Consider the following 25,941-nt stretch of genomic DNA (forward strand, 5'->3'; position numbering starts at 1 on the left):
ACAAGTTTCTGTAGGGGCGAAGCATTGCGGATTTAACGTTTCGTTTTTGAGTTAAGATAAATCCCGCAATGCTTCGCCCGACCACTATACATAGTCTTCCACCGGGAAGGGAGTAAAGCAGAAGTACACCGAGTTTTTTTGCTCACTCAGCTTCTCCAATCAGAGTAAAAGCTGCCCAATTTTTCGGTTCAGGATGATTTTTCATCGTCTTCAGCATCGCCTGACGCAATGCCTGAGCCTTATCGGGGTTATTTTGCAAATTTTGATAAAATTCAGTCATCAATACTGCTGTTGGGGCATCTGGCACTGACCAAAGCGATACAATTACACTGGGTACACCCGCACTAATTAAACTACGAGATAATCCAATTACGCCATCGCCAGTTAGTTTACCACGTCCAGTATCGCAAGCACTTAAAACTACTAATTCGGCGTGTAATTTCAAATCCAAAATTTCGCTAGAAGTCAGTAAACCATTATCATTTCCTGATGGTGCAAGTGCTACAGCACCGGGTATGCCTAGACCTGTAAAATCATCAATTAACCCATGTGTTGCTAAATGAATAATCCTGGCTTTTGGTAATAACTGTAATATCGCTAATTTGGTAGCATCATTACCTGTAAGCGCTTGCGTATTGAATAATTGAGCAATCGTTTTTGCTTCGGTTTCTGAACCCGGTAAGCTAGGTAATTTTTGCGGTGTTTCTCCAATTTTTTCGGCGATACTCGGCATATTGGGATTGCCGACAATTAAGATATCTTTACCTGAAACTAATTGTCGTTGTTGATGAGTTAAATCTAAGACTTGAATTGATGGGGCAGTCAGAATTGTATGTTTTTCAATTAGATATTTGCCTTGGGCGTCAAGGAGTGCAACAAAGGGAACTAGGAATAACTCGTTTTGAGGAACGAAAGTAACGCGACCATTAGGATCTGTAGGTAGTAAATCAGTAATTGGTTGAATTAGTAATTGATAAAGTTGTTGTAATTTTTCAGTTGGGTTTACTACTTCAACTCTGGCGGATACAAATAAACCTCGACCTCTAACTCCTATTGATTCTCGACTGGTGGTAACGAGGTCTGCTAATGTTGTATTTTGTTTCTGCCATAATGGTTTGAGGTCGCTGCGGCGAAAGGTAACTTCCCCTGTGGGTTTGATTACCCAAATATATAGTTCTGATTGTTTCCATTGCTGTTTACCTTGGATTTGGAAGTCATCATAAATTATCGAATATTGAACTAAGGTAGATTTTTGCTGTTGGGCAATTTTTTTAAGCTGGGTAATGGTAGGTTTAAGAGATGCAGTAGGCAAGGTTTCTTGAGGATTAGAAGTTAATTTTTTGGCTAATAATTCCACAAATGCTCTAGCGCGACCTCGTTCAGCTATTTCGAGCGCGGTATCTGTTTTATTCTGGGCAATTAGGACTTCTTGTAAAGTGCGATAGGATGTAGATTGCTGTTCAAAAATAGATACTTTTTGGGCATCAGTTAATCCACCTCGGAGTGATTCAAATACCTCAATAGCATTGTTGAGGTTTGTTTCTGCTGCTGCGAGATTGCCAGATTTGAATAGAGTACGTCCCAGATTATTGAGTGACTGTCCCTCCCCAAGTAGGTCTTTAATTTCCCGTACAATGGCCAATTTTTGCTGTTGGTATGCGATCGCTTTTGGGTAGTCTCCTAGTGAATCGTAAGCAATTCCCAGATTTCCCAGTGCTGCACCCTCTCCTTGGCGGTCTTTAATTTCCTGTGCAATGGCCAAACTTTGCTGATGGTATGCGATCGCTTTTGCGTAATCTCCCAGGTTATAGTAAACAAGTCCCAGATTTCCGAGTGACTCTCCCTCCCCTTGGCGGTCTTTAATTTCCCGTACAATGGCCAATTTTTGCTGTTGGTATGCGATCGCTTTTGGGTAGTCTCCTAGTGAATCGTAAGCAATTCCCAGATTTCCCAGTGCTGCACCCTCTCCTTGGCGGTCTTTAATTTCCTGTGCAATGGCCAATCTTTGCTGATGGTATGCGATCGCTTTTGGGTAGTCTCCGAGAGAAAAGTAAGTATTTCCCAGATTTCCGAGTACTCTTCCCTCACCTTTTCGGTCTTTAATTTCCCGTGCAATAGCCAAACTTTGCTGATGGTATTCGATCGCTTTTGCGTAATCTCCCAGGTTATAGTAAACAATTCCCAGATTTCCGAGTGACTCTCCCTCCCCTTGGCGGTCTTTAATTTCCCGTACAATGACCAATTTTTGCTGTTGGTATGCGATCGCTTTTGGGTAGTCTCCCAGGAAATAGTAAGCATTTCCTAAATTTCCCAGTGCGTGTCCCTCACCTTTTCGGTCTTTAATTTCCTGTGCAATGGCCAATCTTTGCTGATGGTATGCGATCGCTTTTGGGTAGTCTCCCAGATAAAGGTACGCAACTCCCATATTTCCGAGTACTCTACCCTCCTCTTCGCGGTCTTTTATTTCACGATAAATATTTAGTGCTTGTTGCCAAGACTTTACTGCGGCTTCAAATTGATTACTCTGATACTGCTGCGTACCCTGCTCAATCAGTCTATCTGCTTCTGCTTTCCTTGCATCTGGCGTTTGCGCCAACACTGGCGGCGTAGACAATATCACCCTCAAATTAGCAGCAAAAGGTATTGCACCAGCACTCAGCAGGGTAATCAACACAGTAAAGCCAATTTTTCGGAGATGCACGGTCATTTTTTGGGAAAAGTGCAGCGACATTACTGTTTTAAACCAAGGTGAAACGGCAGTGTAAACAAAAATTCTGGCAGTTTTGATCTATGCCATCAAATCATACTTTTACAGATAAAAAAAGTACAGATAAGTTGTAGGGGCGGGTTTGGTAGATACAGCGCCTTGCGAGTGGGTGAGGTACAGGTAAATTGTAGGGGCGGGTTTTGCCATGATTCTTGTCCGTTAGCCACAAATTATCTGCTAAACCCGCCCCAAATGTCGCGTTATCAAGAAAATCATTTTATTGTACCTCACGCGGCTGCAAGCCGCTGTAATTTGTGAGTAACCGACAAGAATCATGGCAAAACCTGCCCCTTGTATATTCAAAGAGCCATAGCGATCGCACCACTTTAGCCGGAGATCGCCCTTTCACTTTACACCGAATGAATAAAGATTTATTCATTTTCATCAACATTATCAAAGATATCTTCAGCCGCGCTCAGAAAGCGATCGGAAGCATCCATGTGATCTTCTGCAATGTAAGTCGCTAATTCAATCAAGTCACGGATAACTTGTGGACGTTTTTGGAGCGAGGTCATTTTTCCCCCTACAACCCCTGATGCTTGGAAATACGCGATCGCACAGCTTGACGAATCTCCATCCAATCTTCCTCCGTCATCGCCGTAGCATTTCCTGATTCCAAACCCTCTAATAACATCCCTTCCAAACGTTCTGTAGCTTTGCGTTTTTGGTCTTGGCGAATTAACTGACGAAAATACTCGCTAACTGTACTATAACCCCCTTGAGCTACCTGTTCTTCAATATAAGTTCGCATTGAGTCAGGTAGAGAAATATTAATACTTGTCACGGGTATTACTTACCTCATTTAACTCCTTATTTTTATTGTGGCATATTTTGCCAAAATCGAATCTAAGCTACAATGCAAGCAGGTCAAGCATTCCACTAGCCCCAGCATGATAGAAACACTGCAAACTTATCTCTACCAACTTGGACAATTTGCCGATACCCTCGTCAAAACTCAGCTAACTCAACTCAGTTGGCTGAGTGTCGGCATCATTTTTGCAGCGGGCTTGCTCACCAGCCTGACACCCTGTATGCTTTCCATGTTACCGATTACGATCGGCTACATCGGCGGCTATGAAGCCAAAAGCCGCCTGCAAGCAGCCGCGCAATCCACCTGGTTTTCCTTGGGATTGGCAACTACCCTCGCTGGATTGGGAATTGCAGCAGGTTTGCTGGGACAAGTTTACGGTCAAATTGGCATTGGGTTGCCGATCGTCGTTAGCATTATCGCTATCCTGATGGGGTTAAACTTACTAGAAGCCCTGCCTTTACAGTTTCCATCCTTTACCAACACAGAATTTATCTCCAAAGATTTACCAGCAGGAGTCCGTTCCTATCTGCTAGGTTTAACATTCGGCTTAGTTGCTTCCCCTTGCAGCACTCCCGTTCTAGCAACATTGCTAGCTTGGGTTGCAGGAACAAAAGACTTTATTTTAGGCGCTGTTTTGCTGCTATCCTATACATTAGGATACGTCGCGCCATTAATTGTGGCTGGTACTTTCACCGCCTCTATTAAAAAATTATTGGAATTGCGTCGTTGGTCTGGTTGGATAAATCCAGTTAGCGGCGCATTGTTAGTAGGATTTGGCGTATTTTCGCTGCTGTCTCGGATTCCCGTGAGAATGTGGTAACTACCAATTCGGAATCACTTAAGACAAAGCGTCATAGAAAAAAGATAAGGGAAAATGACAATTAACAATTACCAATCACCAATTACCAAAGTAAAAAAATTCTTCCAGGGCGAGTTATTGCCGCTACTGGCAAATTTACGATTTGCGATTTTGCTACTGCTAGCGATCGCACTATTCAGCATCAGCGGCACCCTCATCGAACAAGGTCAATCTATTCCATTTTACCAGACAAACTATCCAGAACATCCAGCTTTATTTGGCTTCCTCACCTGGAAAGTTATCTTAATCTTGGGATTAAACGATGTTTATCGCACTTGGTGGTTTTTATCCCTGCTGATTTTATTTGGCAGCAGCTTAAGCGCCTGCACATTTACCCGTCAATTTCCAGCTTTAAAAGCTGCCCGCAGTTGGAAATTTTACGACCAACCCCGCCAGTTTGAAAAATTAGCTTTAAGTGCAGAAATAGAAACAGGTTCCATAAATTCGTTATTGCCAGCTTTGCAAAAGCGCGGCTATCGCATCTTTCAAGAAGCAGATACTCTCTATGCTCGTAAAGGCATAGTCGGACGGATCGGCCCGATCGTCGTTCATGCCAGTATGCTTATCATTTTAGCAGGATCGATTTGGGGAGCCATGACCGGATTTCTGGCTCAAGAAATGGTTCCTAGCGGGCAAACTTTTCAAGTTAAAAATATCATTGATGCTGGGCCTTTGGCAGAACCGCAATTTCCCAAAGATTGGTCATTAAAGGTAAATCGCTTCTGGATTGACTACACGCCACAAGGTGCAGTTAACCAGTTTTATTCCGATCTATCAGTTTTGGATAAAGAAGGAAAAGAAGTAGATCGTCAGACAATTTACGTCAACAAACCGCTACGCTACCGGGGAGTGACATTCTATCAGACAGATTGGGGCATCGCCGCGATCCGATTCCAGTTTAATAATAGCCCGATTTTGCAGTTACCTATGGCTCAATTAGATACTGGCGGTAAAGGTAGAATTTGGGGAACTTGGATTCCCACCAAACCGGATTTGAGTGAGGGAGTTTCCCTTTTAACACGGGACTTGCAAGGAACTTTACTAATTTACGATACTGCGGGTAAACTAATATCAACTCTTCGCGAAGGAATGTCTGCCGAAATCAATGGCGTCAGGTTTAAAATTGTGGAAGTTGTCGGCAGTACTGGTTTGCAAATTAAAGCCGATCCAGGTATTCCATTTGTTTACACTGGTTTTGGTTTACTCATGCTAGGCGTGATTATGAGCTATGTCTCTCACTCCCAGATTTGGGCGCTACAAGAAGATGGACTGCTATATGTAGGCGGTAGAACAAATCGCGCTCAAGTCGCCTTCGAGCGCGAGGTGATCGATATTTTGGATCGACTCAAAACGCCTGCAATTAGTGAAAAAGTTGCGATCGCACCCACCTCATTAGCCAGCGAAACTTGATAGCGTCCGGCGATTGAGAGAGAGGGATTCCTTCCTCCCTCTTACTTTTGGTGACGCGCCTCAATCACCGTATGGACATTACCGCGAGGAGTAAAATCCCCTTTCACAGTTACCTCTAAAGGATCGCAAGCAGCAACAAAATCATCCAAAATTTGATTAACCGATTCTTCGTGAGAGATGTAGCGATCGCGGTAACTGTTAATATAAAGTTTCAGCGCCTTCAACTCCACCACCTTTTCATCTGGCACATAGGCAATCTGGATTGTCGCAAAATCAGGATATCCAGAAAAAGGACACTTACAAGTAAACTCTGGCAAAGTAATGTTGATATTGTAGCGTCGCCCCACGCGGGGATTGGCGAAAGTTATCAGCTTTCCTTCAGCAATATCCCGTTCCCCATACTTCATCTCTAAAGTTTGCTCCAATACTACAGACTCTGGCGTGGTATTGAATTGAGTTGAGGAATTAGCCATGATAAGTACCTAAAAAATAAATGGTGGATTGTAATCGTTATCCATTCTGTCACCCGATTCCCAATCTGGGCAATTATCCCCATCCCAACCATAAGGGTGCATTCCACAAACTAACAAATTACCCCCATAAGCTTGACCGTGGAAATGACGACAACCAACACAAGCAGGATGTTGGGTTTGCAAAGAATCTTCCGGATCGCTTACTGACCATTCATCCTCGAAAAATGTCTCTTCCAGTTGCGAATTCAGCCCCAGAAATGGCTCGACCACCTGACTAAAAAACCGCTCTACATCTTCTGATATACTGGTCTGCAACTCATGGGCAACTTCTTCAGAAATCACTGCAAACGTTTCCAGCACTTCAGTAATGTCAAGTAAGAACTGCTCCGCTTCATTAGCAACCGTCTCTAGTATTTCAACCAAATTTTTCTGCAATTCTTCCATAGTTTCTTATGTTGGCCTACCTCTCAAAATAAATTAGAATCTTCTTGAGACAAGCCTTTTAATGTGAACATCTTTAATAAACAATATATTAACGGTCGTTGCTTGTATATTTATGCCAAAAGGCTATTCCATAACCATAAACACCAAGCATAACTTCAAGTGCTGACAACGCATCGGCTGTCACCATATTAATCCTGCTTCAGATGGCGCAGTTCTTCTTGCAGTGCTATAACTTGTTCTCGTAAAGAATCCACATTCTTCGTTTCCCCCCCTGGGGAGTCATCCTCTTCAACGACAATTTCAATGCGACGCGGTTCAGAGGGTTTGGTTTCCGTGGATGAGCTAATAGGTTGCTGCTCCTGGGCTCGGTTTACCATCTCGTCAACCAGACGTCGGGCTTCTTCGGTTGTCATTTCGCCCTTTGCCACCATTTCATCTGTGAGTTTTTGGGCTTGCTCTCGCAGTTCCCCTAGTGTTACGCCCGCCTTCTCTCCCGCAGAGGCAACCACCCCAACTCCCAGGTAAAACGCTTTTTTAACCAGATCTCCTAAACCAGCCATAGCCGCTGCTGCTCTTTAAAAAAGGGTGACCCGGAGTTCACGCCTGCTACAAGCATCCCGTATTGCTGCTACCTTCCGGTTCTGACAAGGTTTGGGCGTTGTGGCCGCGTGAGTCCAGGTCTAAGACTAGGATAGCATCATTCACAGAACTTGTGCAGCCAAAAGTCAAAAGTCAAAAGTCAAAAGTTAAAAGTCAAAAAATAATTAATTACAACTGACAACTGACAACTGACAACTGACAACTGACCACTGACAACTGACAACTGACCACTGACAACTGACAACTGACCACTGACAACTGACAACTGACCAATGACTAATGACTGCTGACCAATTCGGATTCCTGGTCTTGGACGGCAGAGCTTGTCGTACCGACCTGAATCAGCTCAACCTTATACCCATCGGGGTCTTGCACAAAAGCAATCACAGTATTACCGTGTTTCATCGGGCCTGGTTCTCGCACTACTTTACCGCCACGAGCCTTGATTTCTTCGCAAGTACCATAAATATCATCGACTCCAATGGCAATGTGACCGTAACCATCGCCCAAATCGTACTTATCGACTCCCCAGTTGTAAGTTAATTCCAAGACAGTGTGGTCAGACTCGTCCCCATATCCCACAAAAGCCAAGGTAAATTTGCCATCTGGATAATCTTTCTGGCGCAGCAACTTCATGCCCAGCACTTCACTGTAGAACTTAACGGATTCTTCCAGATTGCCCACTCGTAGCATCGTGTGTAGCAGTCGCATGGCCAACTCCAAATTCACTCGCTGCTTTCCATTCTAGGGGTACGCCACTTCCGGCTGCCGATAAACCTAACTTTTTATCAACTTTGTTAAGGAAACAACAAATAAAATCCTTAGACATCTTTAATCTCTGTTTCATGAGTCTGTTAAACATTTATGCTTAACGATGGCTTTCTGGGGTGCGTCTTTCTCAAAAAGCACGTACCGCCAGTCACGCGCCTGTTGCCATCCGTGCTACTACAAGGTTAGATACCATGACTGACACACTCGATACTGCGATCGAATTTATTCAAGCGCGAGAAATCCTCGATTCGCGGGGACGTCCTACAGTTGAAGCGGAAGTCCATCTAGCTAACGGCGTTATGGGACTAGCCCAAGTTCCCAGCGGTGCTTCTACTGGCACCTTTGAAGCCCATGAACTGCGGGATGGGGATAAAAGCCGTTACGGAGGTAAAGGAGTTCTCACCGCTGTAGAAAATGTCAAAGAAAAAATTGCCCCCGAACTGTTAGGTTTGGATGCGGTTAACCAGGAACTCTTAGACCGCACGATGATCGATTTGGATGGTTCTGCCAATAAATCCAATCTGGGTGCCAATGCTATCCTGGCGGTTTCCCTGGCGGCAGCAAAAGCTAGTGCAGCCGCACTGACACTGCCCCTCTATCGCTATTTAGGTGGGCCCTTGGCGAACCTATTGCCAGTGCCGTTGATGAATGTGATCAACGGTGGTGCCCACGCTGATAATAATGTGGATTTTCAAGAATTCATGATTGTACCTGTAGGGGCACCCTCTTTTCGGGAAGCGCTACGCTGGGGTGCAGAGGTATTTGCATCTCTGAGCAAAGTGTTGCACGACAAGGGTTTGCTGACTGGTGTGGGCGATGAAGGTGGTTTTGCACCTAATTTAGAGTCAAATCAAGCGGCTTTGGATTTGCTGGTTGCGGCGATTGAGAAGGCTGGCTATAAACCGGGAGAAGAAGTTGCTTTGGCGCTAGATGTGGCAGCTAGCGAGTTCTACAAAGAAGGCCAGTATGTCTATGATGGTGCAGCTCACTCGCCTGTTGAGTTTATAGATTATATGGCGAGTTTGGTTGGGCAATACCCAATTGTTTCGATCGAGGATGGGCTGCACGAGGAAGACTGGGAGAATTGGACGCTGCTGACGCAGAAGTTGGGTAGTACCGTTCAGCTAGTCGGGGATGATTTGTTTGTCACCAATCCCATCCGTTTGCGAAAAGGCATTGAAACGAAAGCCAGTAACTCCATTTTGATTAAACTCAATCAAATTGGCTCTTTGACGGAAACTCTCGAAGCGATCGATCTGGCAACCCGCAATGGTTATCGTTCGGTAATCAGTCATCGCTCCGGCGAAACTGAGGATACCACGATCGCGGACTTAGCTGTGGCAACTCGTGCCGGTCAAATCAAAACTGGTTCTCTCTGTCGCAGCGAACGGGTGGCTAAATACAACCGTCTGCTACGAATTGAAGAAGAATTAGGCGACCAGGCAATCTACGCCGGTGCTGTTGGTTTAGGGCCTAAGTAGAAAAGTCAAAAGTCAAAAGTCAAAAGTCAAAAAGGGAGTGGGAGAGTGGAAGAGGGGGAGAGTGGGAGCGGGGGAGAATGACTAATGACCAATGACCAATGACTAATGACTAATCCCCAATCCCCACTCCCCAATCCCTTCTTAACTTTTGACTTTTGACTTTTGACTTTTGACTTTTATAGCCCCAGTCCCCACTCCCTTTTTGACTTTTGACTTTTGACTTTTGACTTTTGTGGCCCCAGTCCGGATCAGGGATAGAAACACATATTCGGTAATCCCAAGGTTTCGTCCCAACCCATCATCAGGTTTAAGCACTGTAAGGCTTGACCAGCTTGACCTTTCATTAAGTTGTCAATTGCTGACATTACGATTACGCGATCGGTCCTGGGGTCAACTTCGACGCCGATATAACAGAGATTTGTGCCACAAGCCCATTTGGTTTGGGGATAAATACCACCTGATAATACTTTCACCCACGGAGCGTTGCGATAGAAGGCGTTGTAAATCGTAATTAAGTCTTCTCGCACTAGCCCCGGATCTCTGAGAGTGGCATAGACGGTTGCCAAAATTCCCCGCACCATTGGAATTAGGTGGGGAGTGAATTGCACTGTAACTTCGTGTCCGGCTAAATCGCTACAAATTTGTTCGATTTCCGGGGTATGTCTGTGGCGGGCTACGCCATAAGCTCCCAAAGTGTTGTCTGCTTCTGCTAGTAACAGATTGGTTTTGGCTTGACGCCCACCGCCAGAAGCGCCGGATTTGGCATCGATAATGGCGGTTTCTGGCAAGATTAAACCCTGTTTGAGCAGCGGTGAAAGCGCTAGCAAACTGGCTGTGGGATAGCAACCGGGACATCCCACTAACTGGGCTCCTGCAATGCGATCGCGATATAGTTCTGGCAACCCGTAGACGGCAGTAGTTGCTAGTTCTTTATCGGTGCGATCGCCACCGTACCATGCTGTATAAGTATCTAGATCGGTAAAGCGATAGTCGGCTGAGAGATCCAAAACTTTGCATCCCTTCTCCAACAGAGTTGGTGCCATTTTATAGGCTAAACCATTCGGGAGAGAAAGAAAAACAACTTGACATCTAGAGGCTATTTTTTCTAAATCGATCGGTTCGATCATCAGGTCAACTACATGACCCAGGTGCGGGTACAGGTCGGAAAAAGGCTTCCCAGCACTGCTCTCACCGCCTAAGTAAACCAGTTCGACTCCTGGATGTTCCATCAGCAGTCTCACCAGTTGGACGCCGCCGTAACCTGACGCGCCTACAATCCCAACGGGCACGCGCCGCATATCACCCATGATCCTTGACCTTTTTACGCTTTTGGTTTAAAACAAAACGGTTCAACTTTTGCTGCATTGTAGTACTAAAATCCCACTTTGGAATTTTAGATTTTAGAAGTCAGTGGTCAGTGGTCAGTGGTCAGTTGTCAGTTGTCAGTTGTCAGTGGTCAGTTGTCAGTGGTCAGTTGTCAGTTGTCATTCTCCCACTCCCCCCCTCTCCCTTTCTCCCACTCTCGCCTCTCCCACTCTCCCACTCCCTTTTTGACTTTTGACTTTTGACTTTTGACTTTCCTAGCCCCTACCTACGGGAAAAGGCTACAATCAAAGATGAAAAGCTTTAAAAAAGTTTACGATCGCTTAACTGTGGAACCACCCCAAAACGTCTCTATACAATCTTTTCAGTTTGATTCAATTGATGCCGCTCTAGCAGATATAAAAGCCGGTCGAGCGGTGGTGGTGGTGGATGACGAAAACCGGGAAAACGAAGGTGACTTGATCTGCGCGGCTCAGTTTGCCACACCTGACTTGATTAACTTCATGGCTGTGTATGCGAGGGGACTGATTTGTTTGGCGCTGACTGGCGATCGCCTCGACGAACTAGACCTGCCTTTGATGGTCACCAACAACACCGATAGCAACCAAACAGCTTTTACGGTCAGCATCGATGCCGCAACTCATCTGGGCGTTAGTACCGGCATCTCAGCCGACGATCGCGCCCGCACCATCCAGGTAACAATTAACCCAGCTACAAAGCCTAACGACTTACGGCGTCCCGGCCACATCTTCCCCCTCCGCGCCAGAGTAGGGGGCGTCCTCAAACGCGCCGGTCATACTGAGGCGGGTGTTGACTTGGCTCAATTAGCCGGATTGTACCCAGCTGGGGTGATTTGTGAAATCCAAAACCCCGATGGCTCGATGGCCCGATTGCCAGAGTTAATTGAGTATGCCAAAACTCACCATCTCAAAATCATCAGTATTGCAGACTTGATCGGTTACCGCCTCCAACACGAACGGTTTGTCTGCCGCGAGACTGTTGCCCAATTACCCAGCCAATTCGGTCAGTTCCAAATTTATGCTTACCGCAATACTCTAGATAATTCCGAACACATTGCCATTGTCAAGGGAGATCCAGCCGCATTCTCAGACCAAGCGGTGATGGTGCGGATGCACTCGGAATGCCTCACGGGTGACGCTTTGGGTTCTCTGCGCTGCGACTGTCGGATGCAGCTTGTGGCAGCAATGAAGATGATTGAGAGTGCTGGGTCTGGTGTTGTGGTCTACTTGCGCCAAGAAGGTCGAGGAATTGGTTTGATTAATAAGTTGAAGGCGTATTCTTTACAGGATTTGGGGTTGGATACAGTCGAAGCAAATGAGCGATTGGGTTTTCCCGCTGATTTGCGGAATTATGGTGTGGGGGCTCAAATTCTCAACGATTTGGGTATCAAAAAAATCCGCCTGATTACGAACAATCCTCGCAAAATTGCTGGGTTAAAGGGTTATGGTTTGGAGGTGGTCGATCGCGTACCGTTGCTGATCGAGGCGACTGACTACAATTCTGGCTATCTCGCCACTAAAGCTAAAAAGCTGGGTCATCTGCTGTTGCAGACTTATCTGGTGACTGTGGCGATCGAGTGGAAAGATGAGTCGGCTTCTGTGCAAGAACGCTATGAAAGATTAGAGAAATTGCGCTTTTTGGCGGGTTTGTCTCATCTTTTGTTGCAGGAGGAAGCGCGACCTGTGGCGATCGCTCTTTTCGGCAATCCTTCTCTCACCGTTCATTTAGGCTTCGATCAACCCAATTTAGCAGCACCGGGATGGTTCGAGCAACCCAACCATCCTTACGTGCAAGCGCTAGCCCAAATTCTGGACAATTTAGCTGCTTGGCCTAATTTAAAACGGCTGGAATTCCTGATTTCACAAGGGTTTGACCCTCTGACTAGCTTGCAGGTGCAGCTCGATCGTCAGACTTTCTCTTTGCCCCAGCTGCCTTCATCGGTCTGTAGCCACTTAGAAACCCAAAAAATCTATAGCTTTTCTGCTGATAAGTCTTCTGACTAGCCAAAAGGCGCTCTTTCGGAGTTGCTATGCTTTTGTTCACTTAAGAACATTTTTATTGCTTTTCTCCTCTCCCACTCTCCCCCACTCCCCCACTCCCCCACTCTCCCACTCTCCCCCTCTCCCCCTCTCCCACTCTCCCCCTCTCCCCCTCTCCCCCTCTCCCCCTCTCCCACTCTCCCACAAGGTGTTGCCGTTGAGTTTGTGAAGCTTAAGTGAAAGCCCGCAGACGATATTTAAAGATTCTGTAAAGACTGATATATTCACCTAATTTTAGGGATAATAACAGTATATTTACGGGGAATTAGAGCCATAATAAAAACTGACGGATTAAGTAATTGCACTCAAGTTATTACCTCAAAGCCACAGGCAAACAAAGGCATTCTCGGTGTAAACAAGGAGCTAGGGTCATCTACTCAAGTTTGACGGTTTCAGATTTGTAGACCTACGAACTTGATTGGTTTAGCAATCCGAGGAATAGCCAAGACTTCATACATAAACCATTGGTGAATCAGGATTGCAAACTATGAATATTAAAAATTGCTTGAACCAAGGCGTAGACAAGGCTCAGCAAGGAGACTATCAAGGTGCTATTGAAAAATTCGATCGCGTTCTGCGCCTTGAACCGAATCATGCCAAAGCCTACTACAATAGGGGACTTGCCCGGTATGACTTGGGAGATTACAAAAGAGCGATCGAAGACTTTAACCAAGCTCTGCGCCTCCAACCTGACTATCTGGCAGCCTATAGCAATCGGGGCAATGCCTACCATAACTTAGGAGAATATCATAGAGCGATCGCAGACTTTAGCCAAGCAATAGAACTGAATCCAAACTTTGTGATTGCTTACATCAGCCGAGGTCTAGTCCATTTTGACATGAAGGACTTTCCAGAAGCTAGAGCAGATTACGACCGCGCTTTGCGAATTGAGCCAAACTTCGCCGAAGCCTATAACAATCGAGGGATGGCTCGATTTCAGATGGGGGATGCAAGGGGAGCTATTGAGGACTTTAATCGGGCTCTAAAGATTGAGCCGAACTTGGTCGAAGCTTACAACAACAGGGGTCTAGCTCGCTTTGAAGTGGGGGACTCAAGAGGAGCAATTGAAGATTTCAAACTGGCGCTGGCGATCGATTCCACTGTAGCAGAACTTTACTACAACCGAGCTTTTGCCCGTTGCACTCTGGGAGATGAAAAAGGCGCGGTTGAAGATTACAACCAAACGCTGGGTATCAATCCCAACGATGCGGAAGCTTACAATAATCGAGGTAATGTCTGCGCTTTGATGGGAGATAATGAAGGAGCGATCGAAAACTATACTCAGGCGATCGAGATTAATCCCCATAAAGCTAATGCTTATTATAACCGGGGGCTGACCCACTATGCTGTGGGAAATCATCATAGAGCGATCGCAGATTTCGATCGAGCGATCGAGCTTAATCCCAATTATGCAGCAGCTTACAACAATCGGGGACTTGTGCTTCGCGACAAGGGAGACATCCAGCAAGCGTTAGAAGACTTCAATCAGGCGTTGCAGCTAAATCCTAACTTAGCTGAAGCCTATGTAAGCCGGGGTTTGGGACGCTCGGATTTGGGAGATAAACAGGGCGCGATCGAAGATTTTAACCACGCATTGCAACTCAATCCCCACGATGCCAGAACCTATAATAGCCGGGGATTTGCTCGTTACAGGATGGGTGATAATCAACAAGCAATTGAAGACTTTAACCAAGCCTTGCTACTGAATCCCAATCTAAGTGCAGCTTATCTGAATCGAGGTCTAGCTCGTTTTCATCTGGGCGATCGATTAGGCGGCATTGAAGATATTAACCACGCACTACATCTCAATCCAACTAATATCTCTGCTAATTCGCAGATGGGTATCAATTTTGGCAATATTTTTGTCAGTCAAAGTAGTAATATTAATCCTACCTTGACTGAAGCATAAAATACTATAAATGCACATCAATCGGAGTAGCATTTTTTTGTAGGTTGGGTTTCGCTTCTCTCAACCTACGAATCTGAGTTAATATTAAATAAGTATTCCATTTTGATCGATTAAATAGGAGATCGAAAACAATGGTCACAGAAGCGCCTCCCCTATTCAGAACAGCACCACTCAAAATCACCTGGCAAAAACTACCAGACAACTATAAATTAGACGAGGAACCTGTGGACAATACTGGTCAGCCCTTGATTGCTGGTGCATTACGAGAAACCTTAGAATTAATCGGTTTTATCAAGCCAGAAATGTTAATCGCCACCAATTTTGGACTCTGTGCCACGATTGATGAACAGTTAGTAATTAAAGCTCCGGATTGGGTGTATGTTACATCTGTGAAGCCGCTGGCAGTGCCAAAATACCGGAGAAGTTATACGCCAAATTTAGAGGGAGAAGTGCCGCTGATTGTGATGGAATTTCTCTCGGAAACTGAGGGCGGCGAATATTCAGTTAAACGCACCTATCCGCCGGGAAAATGGTTTTTCTATGAGCAAATTTTGCGGGTTCCAATTTATGTAATTTTCGATCCGGAAGGTGGACTTTTGGAAGTTTATCGCCTAAGCGGAGAACGGTATGAATTAGAATTTCCGAATGAAAATGGCCGTAATTGGATTCCTGAAATGGGGTTATTTTTAGGAACATGGCAGGGCAAAAAGGAAGAAGAAACGGGTTATTGGTTGCGTTGGTGGGATGAAGCAGAGAATTTGCAACCTTGGGCAGTTGAACAAATTGAAATTGAACGTCAAAGGGCAGAACAGCAAGCTCAAAGGGCGGAACGTTTAGCAGAGTATTTGCGTTCTCAAGGCATTGATCCCGATGAATTGAGTTAATTAGCTGTCGCGCATCTAGGTACGTTGTTGCGCTTTTGCGATCTTATCCCCGTTATAATAAGAGCGCAAACGCGCAACAACATACCTTTATAGCAATTACCGCTGTAATAGAGTACATTTTAAGTAGGGGCGAAGCATTCCGGTAATTAAGCTCTGCATATAACCAATAAGTTATTTGCCGGAATGCTTCGCCCTTACTTCTGTACCTCATAACAGCGGGAACCCCTGTATCTCCCAAGCTAGAAAAGAAATGTGGGGCAATTTTACAAAAGAGAATATTTAATGACAGCCGTTGTAGCCGATACTCATACAATTATTTGGTATTTGCGGGAGACTGCTCGATTATCGCCAGCAGCAATGATTGATTTAGATGCAGCATTGGCAAATCGGAAAAAAGAGATCGCAGCTTATTTGGAGAAAAAATATCCTCAATATCATCCACAATCATTGACCCTCTGATAAGTTGGGTCTACAATGAAAGCAACCAAGTTCTGGATTAGGAAATACTATGAACGCACATCGTATTGAAACAACCTTTGCAGAGAATGGCAAAATTACCTTAGATAATTTACCTTTTGTGAGAGGCGATGCAGTGGAAATTATTATTCTTGAATCTCCTCGCCGCCCTCACCCTGACTCAAATTCTTATCCCTTAGAGGGTAAAGTCTGCCAATATGATGACCCCCACTGAACCTGTGGCATTAGAAGACTGGGAATGCTTAAAATGATTATTCTCGATACTCATATTTGGGTGTGGTGGGTTGATAAGATGATTCTGGGGTAATTAAGGAGGAAAAATAATAATGAATTTAGAGCAAGCAGTTTTAGATAAGTTACGGGCTTTGCTTCCGGTTCAGCAGCAGGAAGTTTTGGATTTTGCTGAGTTTCTTCAACCAAAAAATATGACTAAAAAACCGCTAAAGAGTGTGAAAGGGTTGTGTGCTGACTTAAAAGTAGATATTACGGAAGAAGACATCGCCCAAGCCCGACAAGAAATGTGGGGAAATTTTCCCAGGCAGATTGTTTGATGCCCTCAGTCGTAGCAGATACCCACACCATGATTTGGTACATTTTTGAACTGCCAAGATTGTCGGCAGCAGCATTGACAGCATTAGAACAAGCGGTTAATGAGGGAAATTTTATCTACTTTTCCGCAATTACAATTGTAGAAATTTCTTACTTAATTGAGCGAGGGCGTTTGGCAGGTGAGGTGCTGACACGAGTTTTAAATGCTGCGGACGATCCAAATGTGGGGATTCTGCTAGCACCTTTGGATCGCAATATCTCGGCAACTATTCAACAAATTGACAGGGCAACGGTTCCTGATATGCCAGATAGAATTATTGCTGCGACTGCTTTATCTTTGAGTCTTCCCTTAGTCACCCGCGATGGGAAAATTCAAGCTTAAACTACTATTCAGACAATTTGGTGAATATGATAAAATAAATATCGGTGTTACTACCTACCCCCTGGTCATCATGGATGAAACCCGCGCACAAGCTTATCTAAAATTGATTGATTATCATCTAACCTTAATTTAATCCATGAAAACAGATAGCTTATTTTACAGCATCTTCCAAGAATTTCCCTTTGTGTTCTTCGCCCTCTTGGGCATACCAGCCGAGGCTACTAACCAATACCAATTTACCTCTCAAGAGGTTAAACAATTAGCCTTTCGCCTAGATGGCTTGTTTCTGCCAATTATTGAAGATTTTCAACTACCTTTCTACATTGTGGAGGTGCAATTTCAACCCGATCCAAATCTGTACTATCGTCTATTTGCCGAACTATTTATCTATCTAAAACAATACCAACCGCCGCACCCTTGGCAATTGGTAGTGATTTACCCAAATCGCCAAACTGAAAGAGAAAGCGATCTCCACTTTCAGCAAATGCTGGCACTCCCTAACATCACCCGGATTTACATTGATGAACTGAATCCACCGGAAACAGCATCGCTGTCAATCAAATTACTGAAGCTGATAATTGAACCCGAAAATACGGCCCCAGACTTGGCTAGAGAATTAGCTAGGCAAGCTGAAACAGAAATCCCCAATGCTGCTATCAGAAAGAGTCTGATCGACTTGTTAGAGACTATCATAGTTTACAAGTTACCCCAAAAATCCAGAGAGGAAATTGCCGCCATGTTTGAACTCAGTGATTTAAAGAAAACTAGATTTTATCAAGATGTTTTTGCTGAATGCCAAGCTGAAGCTAAACAGCGAGAAAAAGCTTCAATTCTCAGAATGGTTAGTCTGGGATTAAGTACAGAACAAATTGCTACAGTCTTAGACTTGCCTGTGGCTGAAGTAGAAGGGACTATTGCGGAAGCGGCACAAAATTAATCCCACTATAAAGCGTAGGTTGGGTTTCTGAAATCAACCAAACCTACGCACTATCATCGAGGCTGAATGTAATGTATAATTTCCAGTAACCTAGTAACTATGATTACTTGACAGCGAAGATGAGTGGAATTGAGCGTAAAATTACCCTGGAAACTAGAACCAGTCTCATTGATAAACATCTCCCCGGAACCCAAAAAGCCCAAAGCGAACTTGAAAGTGAAGGAATTGTCCATCTCTTTAATGATAGAGAAACAATGGAAAGAGTAGCCGCAGAAATTAAGCTAAGAGGGGAACGTACAGGAGACGATGATGCAGAAGATAATTATGAACGTTATGGATTGTACTTTTCAGAACCAATTGGTTATATACTAAAAGCAGACGGAACTCGGACACCTCTAAATTACGGTGAAATAAAAATCAAGAAAACTACAGGTAAATATCATGTCATACCTCGCACAAGACCCCGTAAAATCTATTGAAGTTACGCAAGAATCAGATCAAGAAATTGAGTGGGAGTTTGCGGAAATATGGGCAGACACTCTGATATCTCCTCCTTATATCCTGATGTTAGTTAAGGAAAAATCAGGGAAGTTTTGCATTTATAACCCGGCACAAAACTACAAGGTTATTTTTACCGCTGACAATTACGATGATGCTAAAATGTGGCTCTTAGAGGATGAATATGAGCGTTTGAATAGTCGCATTTTACAAGAAGTATGAAACCTAATAAAAGCTGGCGCTTTAGCGCAACAACGTACCTAGAAAATTCCAGAAACCCGGTTTCTGCATAAGAAATTGTAGTTAATTAATGAATCGATGCTGAATGTCATGTATAATTTAGGGTAATTAATTCGGAGGTTTTCATGCTGACTATAGAATTGGACAAGGAAACGGAAGCTTATTTAGTAGAAATTCTAGGAAGGGAGAAAACTACAAGCGATGAATTGATTAAACGCTTAGTTAAAGATCGCTGGCTGAGTTTACAACCGCGTCAAACTATTGTAGAAAGGCGTGGGGGACATCCCGAACATCTGTTAGAAGATGCGCCGCCTGGTTTGTCAGAAAGGGCAAATCGGAAAAAAGCGATCGCAGCTTATTTGGAGAAAAGACATCCTCAATATCATCCGCGATCGCCGATCGCTTTTACAGTAACAATGGCTCAATTTTGATTTGCACCTCCTCAATCACATCTTCAGATACAGACTCAACGAATCGAACACCGCGAGCTTTCCAGTCTAAACACTTGATTTGATCGGCAAGAATTACTCCTTCAACTTTCAATGTAGTTGGTAGAGAGACTTCAAAAGGATACCCTTTTTGTTGTTTTGTAATCGGCATAAATAAAGCTAAGGAGCTTTTCTCATTGTAAGCACGAGGCGACAGCACAAAAGCCGGTCTAAGTCCCTTTTGTTCGTGTCCCTTGGTTGGGTCAAAGTCTAAATAAACGATATCGCCTCGACTCGGAATGTAGGGATTTGATTGTGTCACCAAACTTCATTCCCCACGGCAACTCCACTATCAATCTCATTATGAAGATTTTCTGGAGTAATCGCTTCTATCAATTCCTCTATGGAATATCGCCGACGAGTTATCGGCTCGATTGTTAGCTTACCATCTATCAATACAAACTGCACTTGAGAACCCTCAGCTAAGTTAATCTCTTTAGCTAAATGCTGTGGAATCCGAACAGCAAGACTGTTTCCCCACTTGGCGATCGTCGCAACCATAGCTTAATCCTCTAGCTAGTGATATTACTCTCAGCACTTCACCCTTTTTTAAGGATGTATATACAGAGTGTCTACAGTATAGCAACTAATACCAAAGAAACCGAATTTTTACGATTTTTGCCGACAGTAAGGAAGTATCTCGAAAAAATCCGGTTTCTGGCCACCCACCCATCAAAATCAATAGCCGTTGTTTTTTCGTTGGGTTTACGTTAGGATATAGTAAAGAGGTGAAACTATGCAGATTACAAATAAAAAATTTAGGTTGCGAAGCGGTGCAAATTGGACATCGTTTGAGAAGTTTCGTTTGCAGGGCGCAGAAGCACTCAGTTCGATCGCCAATGGTGCGATCGCTACCCTCCAGACAAAAACAGGACAGTACCGCATTATTGAGGAACGTGACTTTCAAGCAATGTATGGACTAGCCCGTGATGTCGATCGGCTAAGGGGAGGATTGCGTGTCGTCATCTTGGCTGTGCGTGCGGCACAAAAACACCCCGATCCAGAGAATCTTAATCTACTTGCTGAAGCAGTTGCTATGCTGGGAGACTTGCCCGATCTTCCTACCCGCAATAGCTTCGATCGATTAGTTCCAGAGAATTTCGACTTGAATGAGGATGATGAAGTGATGCTTGACCCTGATGAAATTGAGCGTCCTTTGCAATCTGAGAGTGCGATCGATTTTGATGGAAGATTTTAGAGGGTGTGAGGGAAAGTGAGCGATTTTTCAGATGAGGAGATTTATCGAGAGATTGGTGCGATAGTCAGCCAGTACGATATCCTTAAATGTGAGCCGTGTGCCAAAGCCGTGTTAAAATGGCTGGCAGAAAATAGAATTGCGGGTAAGTTACTCAAGCTCAAAACTAAGTATAGAGAAGAATTCATCTTAAGTACACGCTTAGAAAGATGGGGCGGGGGTGCAAATGAGTCTATTACAACGAATGGAATTCACTACGGAGTTGAAGTACGCGGGCTGGTTTTTGATAATTTGTCAACTAAGGGACTGTCTAAAGAAGATTGGGTGAATGATTTTTCCTGTCGTAGAGGAGAGTTTATACTTGAAGAATTAGACGGTTTCTAAAAATGTTTTTGGTAAAAAAAGGAGAGTATTTAGATGAGCGGACTTTTTGATATATTGAATAAAATTCATAAAAAACCAGGAATGTATATCGGACGAGCTTCTGCAACAGATCTTTTTATGTTTATAGTCGGTTATAGAACGGCTAGAGAAGAGTTGGGAGTTGAACCCACAGAAAAAGAAATGGAATTTTATGGAGACTTTCAACCCTGGTTGCAAAAGCGATATGAAGTATCAACATCAGGTTCATGGGCAAGAATAATCGAGTTTTATACTAACAATGAAGAACGAGCATTTTATCGTTTTTATGAGTTGCTTGATGAGTTTTTGCAGCGAGATAACCATTCAGAAGTAGAGCAAGTTAAGGAAAAAGTCGGTAATGTAAAAACTGGATAGTCAATTGTAAAGGTTAAGATTATTTAAGAGTAATTATGGAGCAAAATAAACGATGAATTTAGAGCAAGCTGTTTTAGATAAGTTGCGGGCATTGCCCCCAGACAGACAGCAAGAAGTTTTAGATTTTGCTGAATTTCTTCAACAAAAAAATATGCCTAAAAAACCGCTAAAGAGTGTCAAAGGGTTGTGTGCTGACTTAAAAGTAAATATTACGGAAGAAGACATCGCCCAAGCCCGACAAGAAATGTGGGGAAATTTTCCCAGAGAGATTGTTTGATGCCTTCAGTCGTAGCAGATACCCATACCCTAATTTGGTACATTTTTGAACTGACAATTACGATGATGCTAAAATGTGGCTCTTAGAGGATGAATATGAGCGTTTGAATAGTCGCATTTTACAAGAAGTATGAAACCTAATAAAAGCTGGCGCTTTAGCGCGACAACGTAATCATCCGCAATCATTGACCGTCTGATAATTTGGATCTAAAATGAAAGCAACCAAGTTCTGGATTAGGAAATAATATGAACGCACATCGTATTGAAACAACCTTTGCAGAGAATGGCAAAATCACCTTAGATAATTTACCTTTTGTGAGAGGCGATGCAGTGGAAATTATTATTCTTGAATCTCCTCGCCGCCCTCACCCCGACTCAAATCCTTATCCCTTAGAGGGTAAAGTCTGCCAATATGATGACCCCACTGAACCTGTGGCATTAGAAGACTGGGAATGCTTAAAATGATTATTCTTGATACTCATATTTGGGTGTGGTGGGTTGATAACAATGCACGACTGACTCCAAAATATCGTCAATGGATACAAGAATATCAGCAGCAGGGCTTGGGAGTTAGCATTGTTTCTTGTTGGGAAGTAGCAAAGTTGATAGAGAAAAATCGTTTGATTTTTTCTGTGACTGTTGAGGATTGGTTGTCGGCTGCTTTAGCTTACCCCGGTGTGCAACTGATAAATTTAACTTTGCCAATTATTATTGATTCAACACAGTTAAGCGGATTTCATAATGACCCCTTCGACCAAGTAATTGTATCAACAGCTAGAGTTCTGGGGTGTCCTTTGCTGACGGCTGATGCTAAGATTCTTAGTTACCCTAATGTGCTAACACTTAAATAATTGATAAGGTGATTCCCAATGGATGATAGTCGCACTCAAGCTTACCTAAATCTGATTCGTATGCTGTTGGATTATCCCACCCAGGTAAATGAAATTTTGAACGCCAATCAAGAACTGATAGATGGTGGATTGGTACATACGATGAGGCAAGTAGTAGAACAGCTTACTACCCAAGGATATGAAAGTACAGCAGAGTTTTTGAAAGATATAGCGGATCAACTGGCTACTCAGACTGGTGCTGTGACCTTTACCATTTGTATTGATTTTTTATTAGAAGTATTATCGTTAACTGAAAGAAGCAATGGCAATCAAGAAGAAGTGTATTCTTTTTTGGTAGGAAAGGAGGATCAATTAAATATAGATTTTATGTACACTTTGAAACTTTGGGCAACCGAATATTTAAAAAGCGAAGACTTAGAAAAACATCAAGGTCTTGCAAAAATTATTTTCACTTTTAGTAGATTGATTCAGGAGTTTCCGCGAGGCGATAAAGCAATTAATCAAGAAATTGCTCTTACAGGTAATAAGATAGCGCTGACCGTCTACACTCTCGAAGTTTTTCCAAAAGATTGGGCAAATACGCTAGTTAATTTAGCTATTGTTTATATCAATAGAATTTCGGGTAAAACAGCGAAAAATATTGAAATGGCGATTCAATTTTTAAAAGATGCTTTAATCGTCTATACTCATAAAGAATATCCCGAAGATTGGGCAAATATTCAAACTAACTTAGGATGTGTTTACGACTACAGAATTGAAGGTTCAAGATCCGAAAATATTGAAAAAGCGATTGAATATCATCAAGCTGCTTTGGAAGTCTATACCCGCGACAAAAATGATTATCAATGGGCAAGAATTCAGCATAATTTGGGAATAGCTTACAACAACAAACTGCGCGGAGAAAAGGCAGATAATCTGGAAGAAGCGATTGAATACTATTTAGCTGCGTTAAAAGTCCGTACCCGTGAAAAATACAAGCAAGAATGGGCAATGACTCAGCTTTCTCTGGGATATGCTTACGATTGTAGACTTCGTGAGTCTAAAGCAGAAAATACTGAATGGGCGATCGAATGTTACAAAGCTGCGTTAGAATTCTATACTCCTGAAGGCAATCCCGAACAATGGGCAAAAACTCAGAATAATTTAGGAATTGCATACTCACACAGAGTTCGAGAAGACAAAGAAGAAAATATAGATAAATCAATCAAATATTATCAAGCTGCACTGACAGTTTATACTCGTACAGCATATCCTGAAGACTGGGCAAAAGTTTATAGTAATTTAGCAGGTACTTACCTAAGAAGAATTCGAGAAAGTAAAGAAGAAAATATCGAACGGGCAATTGAATGTTGCGAGGCGGCTTTACAAGTTTATACTTATGAGGATTATCCAGAAAGTTGGGCTAATACTCTGAATAATCTAGGCGTAGCATATAAACAGAGAATTCGCGAAGACAAAGCAAATAATTTGAAGCTGGCGCTCAATAATTTTGAATTAGCGGCTAAAGTTTTTACTCCTGAAAAATTTTATTATCACTGGGCAGGAATTCAATATAATCTAGTGGATTTATATGGGCATTTAGAACAGTTTAAAGAAATGGTTGATTGTTTTAACTTAGCCGCAGAAATCTTTACCCCTACATCCTTTCCAATAGAATGTTTTAACTTATGGGAGTTAATGGGTGAATTTACTTTGGCTAATAAACGATGGACAGCAGCTTGGCAAAGTTACTCCGATGCAATAGCAGCAGTCGAACAAAGTCGGGAATGGACAACCAACGAAGCAGCCCGTCAAGAAATTCAATTGAACGCCATAGATGTCTACATTAAAATGGTGCAAGCCTGCATCAATGATGGACAAATTGAAAAAGCCCTCGAAACCGTTGAACGCAGCAAATCTCGTAACTTAGTCGAATTACTAGCAAATGATAAACTTGAACCCAAAAACGCTAATGATTCACTCAAAGAGGAATTACGCAACCTAAGAAGAAACATCTCATCAATACAGCTATCACTAGCCTCAACAGATAATCGCAGCACATTTAATCGCGACAGTTTCCAGGGATTTCGTAGCAGAGAAATATCCACCGACACCCGCGAGTATATCGCCCAACAGCGTGAACTCCTGCAAGAATATCAGCGCCAACTTGATAAAGTTTTCGCCCAGTGTCAGAAAGGAGATCCCGCCTTCACCCTCACTCAACAAGTCAAACCTATTACCGTTGCCGAAATCCGCGATTTAATTGATTCCCACACCGCTATTTTAGAGTGGCATATTGGCACAGACAGTTTCCAAATATTCATCGTCACCCAGTCAAGTTTAGAAGTTGTGGAGTTTGACAAAGCCGAATTAGACAAGCTAGAAGCTTGGAATGAACAGTATCTCGAAGCCTTATTTAACAACACCAAAACTTGGCGAAATAATCTTTCTGAGTGGCTAAGTAGTCTTTCCCAAATATTGCGCCTTGATGAAATTCTCAACCACCCTACCCTAGCTAATTGTGACTCCCTGATTTTAGTTCCCCACCGCTACCTGCATCTATTCCCCCTTCATGCCTTATCTGTTAGCCAACAAACTTGGTTGCAATTTAATCAAGAAACTCCCCATCTCCAACCCCCCGCTAAACCTTGTCTGCTTGATTGCTTCAAAAAAGGCGTGCGATACGCCCCCAGTTGCCAACTCCTGCAACGAGTACAGCAACGACAACGCCCACCAGCCGATACCCGCACCCTTTTTGCCATCCAAAACCCTACCGAAGACCTTGCCTACACAGATATAGAAGTAGAAATCATCAAACGTGACTTTACACCCGCCGACATTTTAAGCAAACAACAAGCCACCAAAACCGCCCTCATCGACAACCTAGAAACCCTCGCCCAAGCGCACTACGTCCACTTTTCCTGTCACGGTTCCTTTGATTTCCAGACACCCCTCATGTCATCCCTAATCCTAGCAGGAGCGATGGAATCAACAGACTCACCCACCGGGACAAAATCCATCCGATTGCGTTCCGGGGGACAAGCCAACCCCGCCAAATGCCTAACTCTGCAAGACATCTTTGCTACACTAAACTTACCTAAATGTCGCCTCGTCACCCTCTCCGCTTGCGAAACGGGGTTGACAGACACAACCAAGCAAAGTGATGACTGTATTGGCTTGGCTACAGGCTTTTTGTATGCTGGTAGTCAGGGGGTACTCTCCAGTTTGTGGTCAGTCGCTGACTTAGCAACGGCGTTTTTGATGATTAAATTCTATGAAAATCTGAAAACTACTGATATGGCAGTAGCCCTCAACACCGCCCAAATTTGGCTGCGAGATGTTCCCAAATCTAAATTACTAGAATGGCTCGGCGAATTAAAATTAGATTCAGAGTCAATCAAAGACTTCGAGGATTTGGTTAAAAAATACAGGTCTGACAAGAAACTATTTGAAAGCCCGTCTTACTGGGCTGCATTTTGCGCTATAGGAAACTAAAAACT

The 25,941-nt window shown here is 43.5% G+C and carries 32 protein-coding genes and 1 other RNA gene; 22 read left to right on the forward strand and 11 right to left on the reverse strand.

Translation table 11 applies throughout. The features are described 5' to 3' along the window. Nucleotides 1-142: 142 nt before the first annotated feature. From LAY57_RS25240 to LAY57_RS25250, 3 genes are all read right to left on the reverse strand, one after another. On the reverse strand, nucleotides 143-2,707 hold the full coding sequence (locus LAY57_RS25240) for a CHAT domain-containing protein (RefSeq protein ID WP_249069865.1): 2,565 nt from the start codon (nucleotides 2,705-2,707) through the stop codon (nucleotides 143-145). A gap of 431 nt (nucleotides 2,708-3,138) precedes the next feature. After that, a complete protein-coding gene (locus LAY57_RS25245) occupies nucleotides 3,139-3,282 on the reverse strand; it encodes a hypothetical protein (protein ID WP_249069866.1) in 144 nt (47 codons plus the stop codon). 8 nt (nucleotides 3,283-3,290) lie between these two features. Then, nucleotides 3,291-3,551 (reverse strand): type II toxin-antitoxin system ParD family antitoxin, encoded by a 261-nt coding sequence (locus LAY57_RS25250; protein ID WP_249069867.1) that lies wholly within the window; start codon nucleotides 3,549-3,551, stop codon nucleotides 3,291-3,293. 106 nt (nucleotides 3,552-3,657) lie between these two features. Between LAY57_RS25250 and LAY57_RS25255 the strand changes: the two genes are divergently transcribed. Together LAY57_RS25255 and LAY57_RS25260 are read left to right on the forward strand one after the other, a co-directional pair. Continuing rightward, on the forward strand, nucleotides 3,658-4,398 hold the full coding sequence (locus LAY57_RS25255) for a cytochrome c biogenesis protein CcdA (RefSeq protein WP_249069868.1): 741 nt from the start codon (nucleotides 3,658-3,660) through the stop codon (nucleotides 4,396-4,398). A 54-nt stretch (nucleotides 4,399-4,452) separates the two neighbouring features. Next, a complete protein-coding gene (locus LAY57_RS25260; RefSeq protein WP_249069869.1) occupies nucleotides 4,453-5,847 on the forward strand; it encodes a cytochrome c biogenesis protein in 1,395 nt (464 codons plus the stop codon). 41 nt (nucleotides 5,848-5,888) lie between these two features. Here the strand turns inward: LAY57_RS25260 and queF are convergent, their stop codons facing one another. The 5 genes from queF to gloA form a co-directional block, all read right to left on the reverse strand. Beyond that, nucleotides 5,889-6,320, reverse strand: coding sequence for a preQ(1) synthase (queF, locus tag LAY57_RS25265; RefSeq protein ID WP_249069870.1), 432 nt, complete (start codon nucleotides 6,318-6,320; stop codon nucleotides 5,889-5,891). 9 nt (nucleotides 6,321-6,329) lie between these two features. Continuing rightward, nucleotides 6,330-6,764: a hypothetical protein gene (locus LAY57_RS25270; RefSeq protein WP_249069871.1), complete on the reverse strand. Its 435-nt coding sequence runs from the start codon at nucleotides 6,762-6,764 to the stop codon at nucleotides 6,330-6,332. Between the two features lie 188 nt (nucleotides 6,765-6,952). Next, a complete protein-coding gene (locus tag LAY57_RS25275) occupies nucleotides 6,953-7,324 on the reverse strand; it encodes a phasin family protein (protein ID WP_249069872.1) in 372 nt (123 codons plus the stop codon). 24 nt (nucleotides 7,325-7,348) lie between these two features. Further along, nucleotides 7,349-7,445: signal recognition particle sRNA small type (ffs, locus tag LAY57_RS25280), an RNA gene on the reverse strand. Between the two features lie 195 nt (nucleotides 7,446-7,640). After that, the gene (gloA, locus tag LAY57_RS25285; RefSeq protein WP_249069873.1) at nucleotides 7,641-8,075 is read right to left on the reverse strand and encodes a lactoylglutathione lyase; all 435 of its coding nucleotides are present in this window, start codon (nucleotides 8,073-8,075) and stop codon (nucleotides 7,641-7,643) included. Between the two features lie 251 nt (nucleotides 8,076-8,326). Here gloA and eno point away from each other — a divergent pair, with 251 nt between their 5' ends. Continuing rightward, nucleotides 8,327-9,616, forward strand: coding sequence for a phosphopyruvate hydratase (gene eno, locus LAY57_RS25290; protein WP_249069905.1), 1,290 nt, complete (start codon nucleotides 8,327-8,329; stop codon nucleotides 9,614-9,616). A 248-nt stretch (nucleotides 9,617-9,864) separates the two neighbouring features. On the opposite strand, the gene argC is transcribed toward eno, so the two are convergent. Further along, a complete protein-coding gene (argC, locus tag LAY57_RS25295) occupies nucleotides 9,865-10,923 on the reverse strand; it encodes an N-acetyl-gamma-glutamyl-phosphate reductase (RefSeq protein ID WP_249069874.1) in 1,059 nt (352 codons plus the stop codon). A 103-nt stretch (nucleotides 10,924-11,026) separates the two neighbouring features. On the opposite strand from argC, the gene LAY57_RS25300 reads away from it, so the two are divergent. From LAY57_RS25300 to LAY57_RS25355, 12 genes are all read left to right on the forward strand, one after another. Further along, entirely contained in the window at nucleotides 11,027-11,170 is a 144-nt protein-coding gene (locus tag LAY57_RS25300; protein ID WP_249069875.1) for a hypothetical protein, read from the forward strand. A gap of 62 nt (nucleotides 11,171-11,232) precedes the next feature. Continuing rightward, a complete protein-coding gene (ribBA, locus tag LAY57_RS25305) occupies nucleotides 11,233-12,963 on the forward strand; it encodes a bifunctional 3,4-dihydroxy-2-butanone-4-phosphate synthase/GTP cyclohydrolase II (protein ID WP_249069876.1) in 1,731 nt (576 codons plus the stop codon). Nucleotides 12,964-13,486: 523 nt separating this feature from the next. Beyond that, nucleotides 13,487-14,908, forward strand: a complete 1,422-nt coding sequence (locus tag LAY57_RS25310; protein ID WP_249069877.1) for a tetratricopeptide repeat protein — start codon at nucleotides 13,487-13,489, stop codon at nucleotides 14,906-14,908. A gap of 131 nt (nucleotides 14,909-15,039) precedes the next feature. Then, nucleotides 15,040-15,792 carry a Uma2 family endonuclease gene (locus LAY57_RS25315; RefSeq protein WP_249069878.1) on the forward strand — a complete coding sequence of 251 codons (753 nt, stop codon included), beginning with the start codon at nucleotides 15,040-15,042 and terminating at the stop codon, nucleotides 15,790-15,792. Between the two features lie 282 nt (nucleotides 15,793-16,074). Beyond that, nucleotides 16,075-16,251 carry a PIN domain-containing protein gene (locus tag LAY57_RS25320; protein ID WP_249069879.1) on the forward strand — a complete coding sequence of 59 codons (177 nt, stop codon included), beginning with the start codon at nucleotides 16,075-16,077 and terminating at the stop codon, nucleotides 16,249-16,251. Nucleotides 16,252-16,300: 49 nt separating this feature from the next. Beyond that, a complete protein-coding gene (locus LAY57_RS25325) occupies nucleotides 16,301-16,483 on the forward strand; it encodes a hypothetical protein (RefSeq protein ID WP_249069880.1) in 183 nt (60 codons plus the stop codon). Nucleotides 16,484-16,595: 112 nt separating this feature from the next. Further along, nucleotides 16,596-16,820, forward strand: coding sequence for a DUF2281 domain-containing protein (locus tag LAY57_RS25330; protein ID WP_249069881.1), 225 nt, complete (start codon nucleotides 16,596-16,598; stop codon nucleotides 16,818-16,820). Continuing rightward, nucleotides 16,820-17,200 (forward strand): type II toxin-antitoxin system VapC family toxin, encoded by a 381-nt coding sequence (locus LAY57_RS25335; protein WP_249069882.1) that lies wholly within the window; start codon nucleotides 16,820-16,822, stop codon nucleotides 17,198-17,200. Before LAY57_RS25330 ends, LAY57_RS25335 begins: the two co-directional genes overlap by 1 nt. A 136-nt stretch (nucleotides 17,201-17,336) precedes the next feature. After that, the gene (locus tag LAY57_RS25340; RefSeq protein ID WP_249069883.1) at nucleotides 17,337-18,137 is read left to right on the forward strand and encodes an Rpn family recombination-promoting nuclease/putative transposase; all 801 of its coding nucleotides are present in this window, start codon (nucleotides 17,337-17,339) and stop codon (nucleotides 18,135-18,137) included. Nucleotides 18,138-18,256: 119 nt separating this feature from the next. Beyond that, nucleotides 18,257-18,616, forward strand: coding sequence for a DUF6972 family protein (locus LAY57_RS25345; protein ID WP_249069884.1), 360 nt, complete (start codon nucleotides 18,257-18,259; stop codon nucleotides 18,614-18,616). Then, a complete protein-coding gene (locus LAY57_RS25350; protein ID WP_249069885.1) occupies nucleotides 18,579-18,857 on the forward strand; it encodes a hypothetical protein in 279 nt (92 codons plus the stop codon). The genes LAY57_RS25345 and LAY57_RS25350 overlap by 38 nt, the downstream gene beginning before the upstream one ends. Before the next feature lie 143 nt (nucleotides 18,858-19,000). After that, the gene (locus tag LAY57_RS25355) at nucleotides 19,001-19,306 is read left to right on the forward strand and encodes a hypothetical protein (protein ID WP_249069886.1); all 306 of its coding nucleotides are present in this window, start codon (nucleotides 19,001-19,003) and stop codon (nucleotides 19,304-19,306) included. Here the strand turns inward: LAY57_RS25355 and mazF are convergent. After that, complete coding sequence (gene mazF / locus LAY57_RS25360) at nucleotides 19,281-19,625, reverse strand: endoribonuclease MazF (protein ID WP_249069887.1); 345 nt, start codon at nucleotides 19,623-19,625, stop codon at nucleotides 19,281-19,283. The two genes, LAY57_RS25355 and mazF, sit on opposite strands and share 26 nt — an antisense overlap. Continuing rightward, nucleotides 19,622-19,864, reverse strand: a complete 243-nt coding sequence (locus LAY57_RS25365; protein WP_249069888.1) for an AbrB/MazE/SpoVT family DNA-binding domain-containing protein — start codon at nucleotides 19,862-19,864, stop codon at nucleotides 19,622-19,624. The genes mazF and LAY57_RS25365 overlap by 4 nt, the downstream gene beginning before the upstream one ends. Before the next feature lie 235 nt (nucleotides 19,865-20,099). Here LAY57_RS25365 and LAY57_RS25370 point away from each other — a divergent pair, with 235 nt between their 5' ends. From LAY57_RS25370 to LAY57_RS25400, 7 genes are all read left to right on the forward strand, one after another. After that, nucleotides 20,100-20,561, forward strand: a complete 462-nt coding sequence (locus LAY57_RS25370) for a hypothetical protein (protein ID WP_249069889.1) — start codon at nucleotides 20,100-20,102, stop codon at nucleotides 20,559-20,561. 15 nt (nucleotides 20,562-20,576) lie between these two features. Then, nucleotides 20,577-20,942: a papain fold toxin domain-containing protein gene (locus tag LAY57_RS25375; RefSeq protein ID WP_249069890.1), complete on the forward strand. Its 366-nt coding sequence runs from the start codon at nucleotides 20,577-20,579 to the stop codon at nucleotides 20,940-20,942. Between the two features lie 33 nt (nucleotides 20,943-20,975). Then, entirely contained in the window at nucleotides 20,976-21,335 is a 360-nt protein-coding gene (locus LAY57_RS25380; RefSeq protein WP_249069891.1) for a hypothetical protein, read from the forward strand. Between the two features lie 52 nt (nucleotides 21,336-21,387). Further along, nucleotides 21,388-21,612 (forward strand): DUF2281 domain-containing protein, encoded by a 225-nt coding sequence (locus tag LAY57_RS25385; RefSeq protein WP_249069892.1) that lies wholly within the window; start codon nucleotides 21,388-21,390, stop codon nucleotides 21,610-21,612. A gap of 245 nt (nucleotides 21,613-21,857) precedes the next feature. After that, nucleotides 21,858-22,076, forward strand: coding sequence for a hypothetical protein (locus LAY57_RS25390; RefSeq protein WP_249069893.1), 219 nt, complete (start codon nucleotides 21,858-21,860; stop codon nucleotides 22,074-22,076). Beyond that, nucleotides 22,073-22,462, forward strand: a complete 390-nt coding sequence (locus LAY57_RS25395; protein ID WP_249069894.1) for a type II toxin-antitoxin system VapC family toxin — start codon at nucleotides 22,073-22,075, stop codon at nucleotides 22,460-22,462. The genes LAY57_RS25390 and LAY57_RS25395 overlap by 4 nt, the downstream gene beginning before the upstream one ends. Before the next feature lie 18 nt (nucleotides 22,463-22,480). Then, on the forward strand, nucleotides 22,481-25,936 hold the full coding sequence (locus LAY57_RS25400) for a CHAT domain-containing protein (RefSeq protein WP_249069895.1): 3,456 nt from the start codon (nucleotides 22,481-22,483) through the stop codon (nucleotides 25,934-25,936). The last annotated feature ends 5 nt before the right edge of the window (nucleotides 25,937-25,941 follow it).

Source organism: Argonema antarcticum A004/B2 (assembly GCF_023333585.1).
Classification (GTDB): Bacteria; Cyanobacteriota; Cyanobacteriia; order Cyanobacteriales; family Aerosakkonemataceae; genus Argonema; species Argonema antarcticum.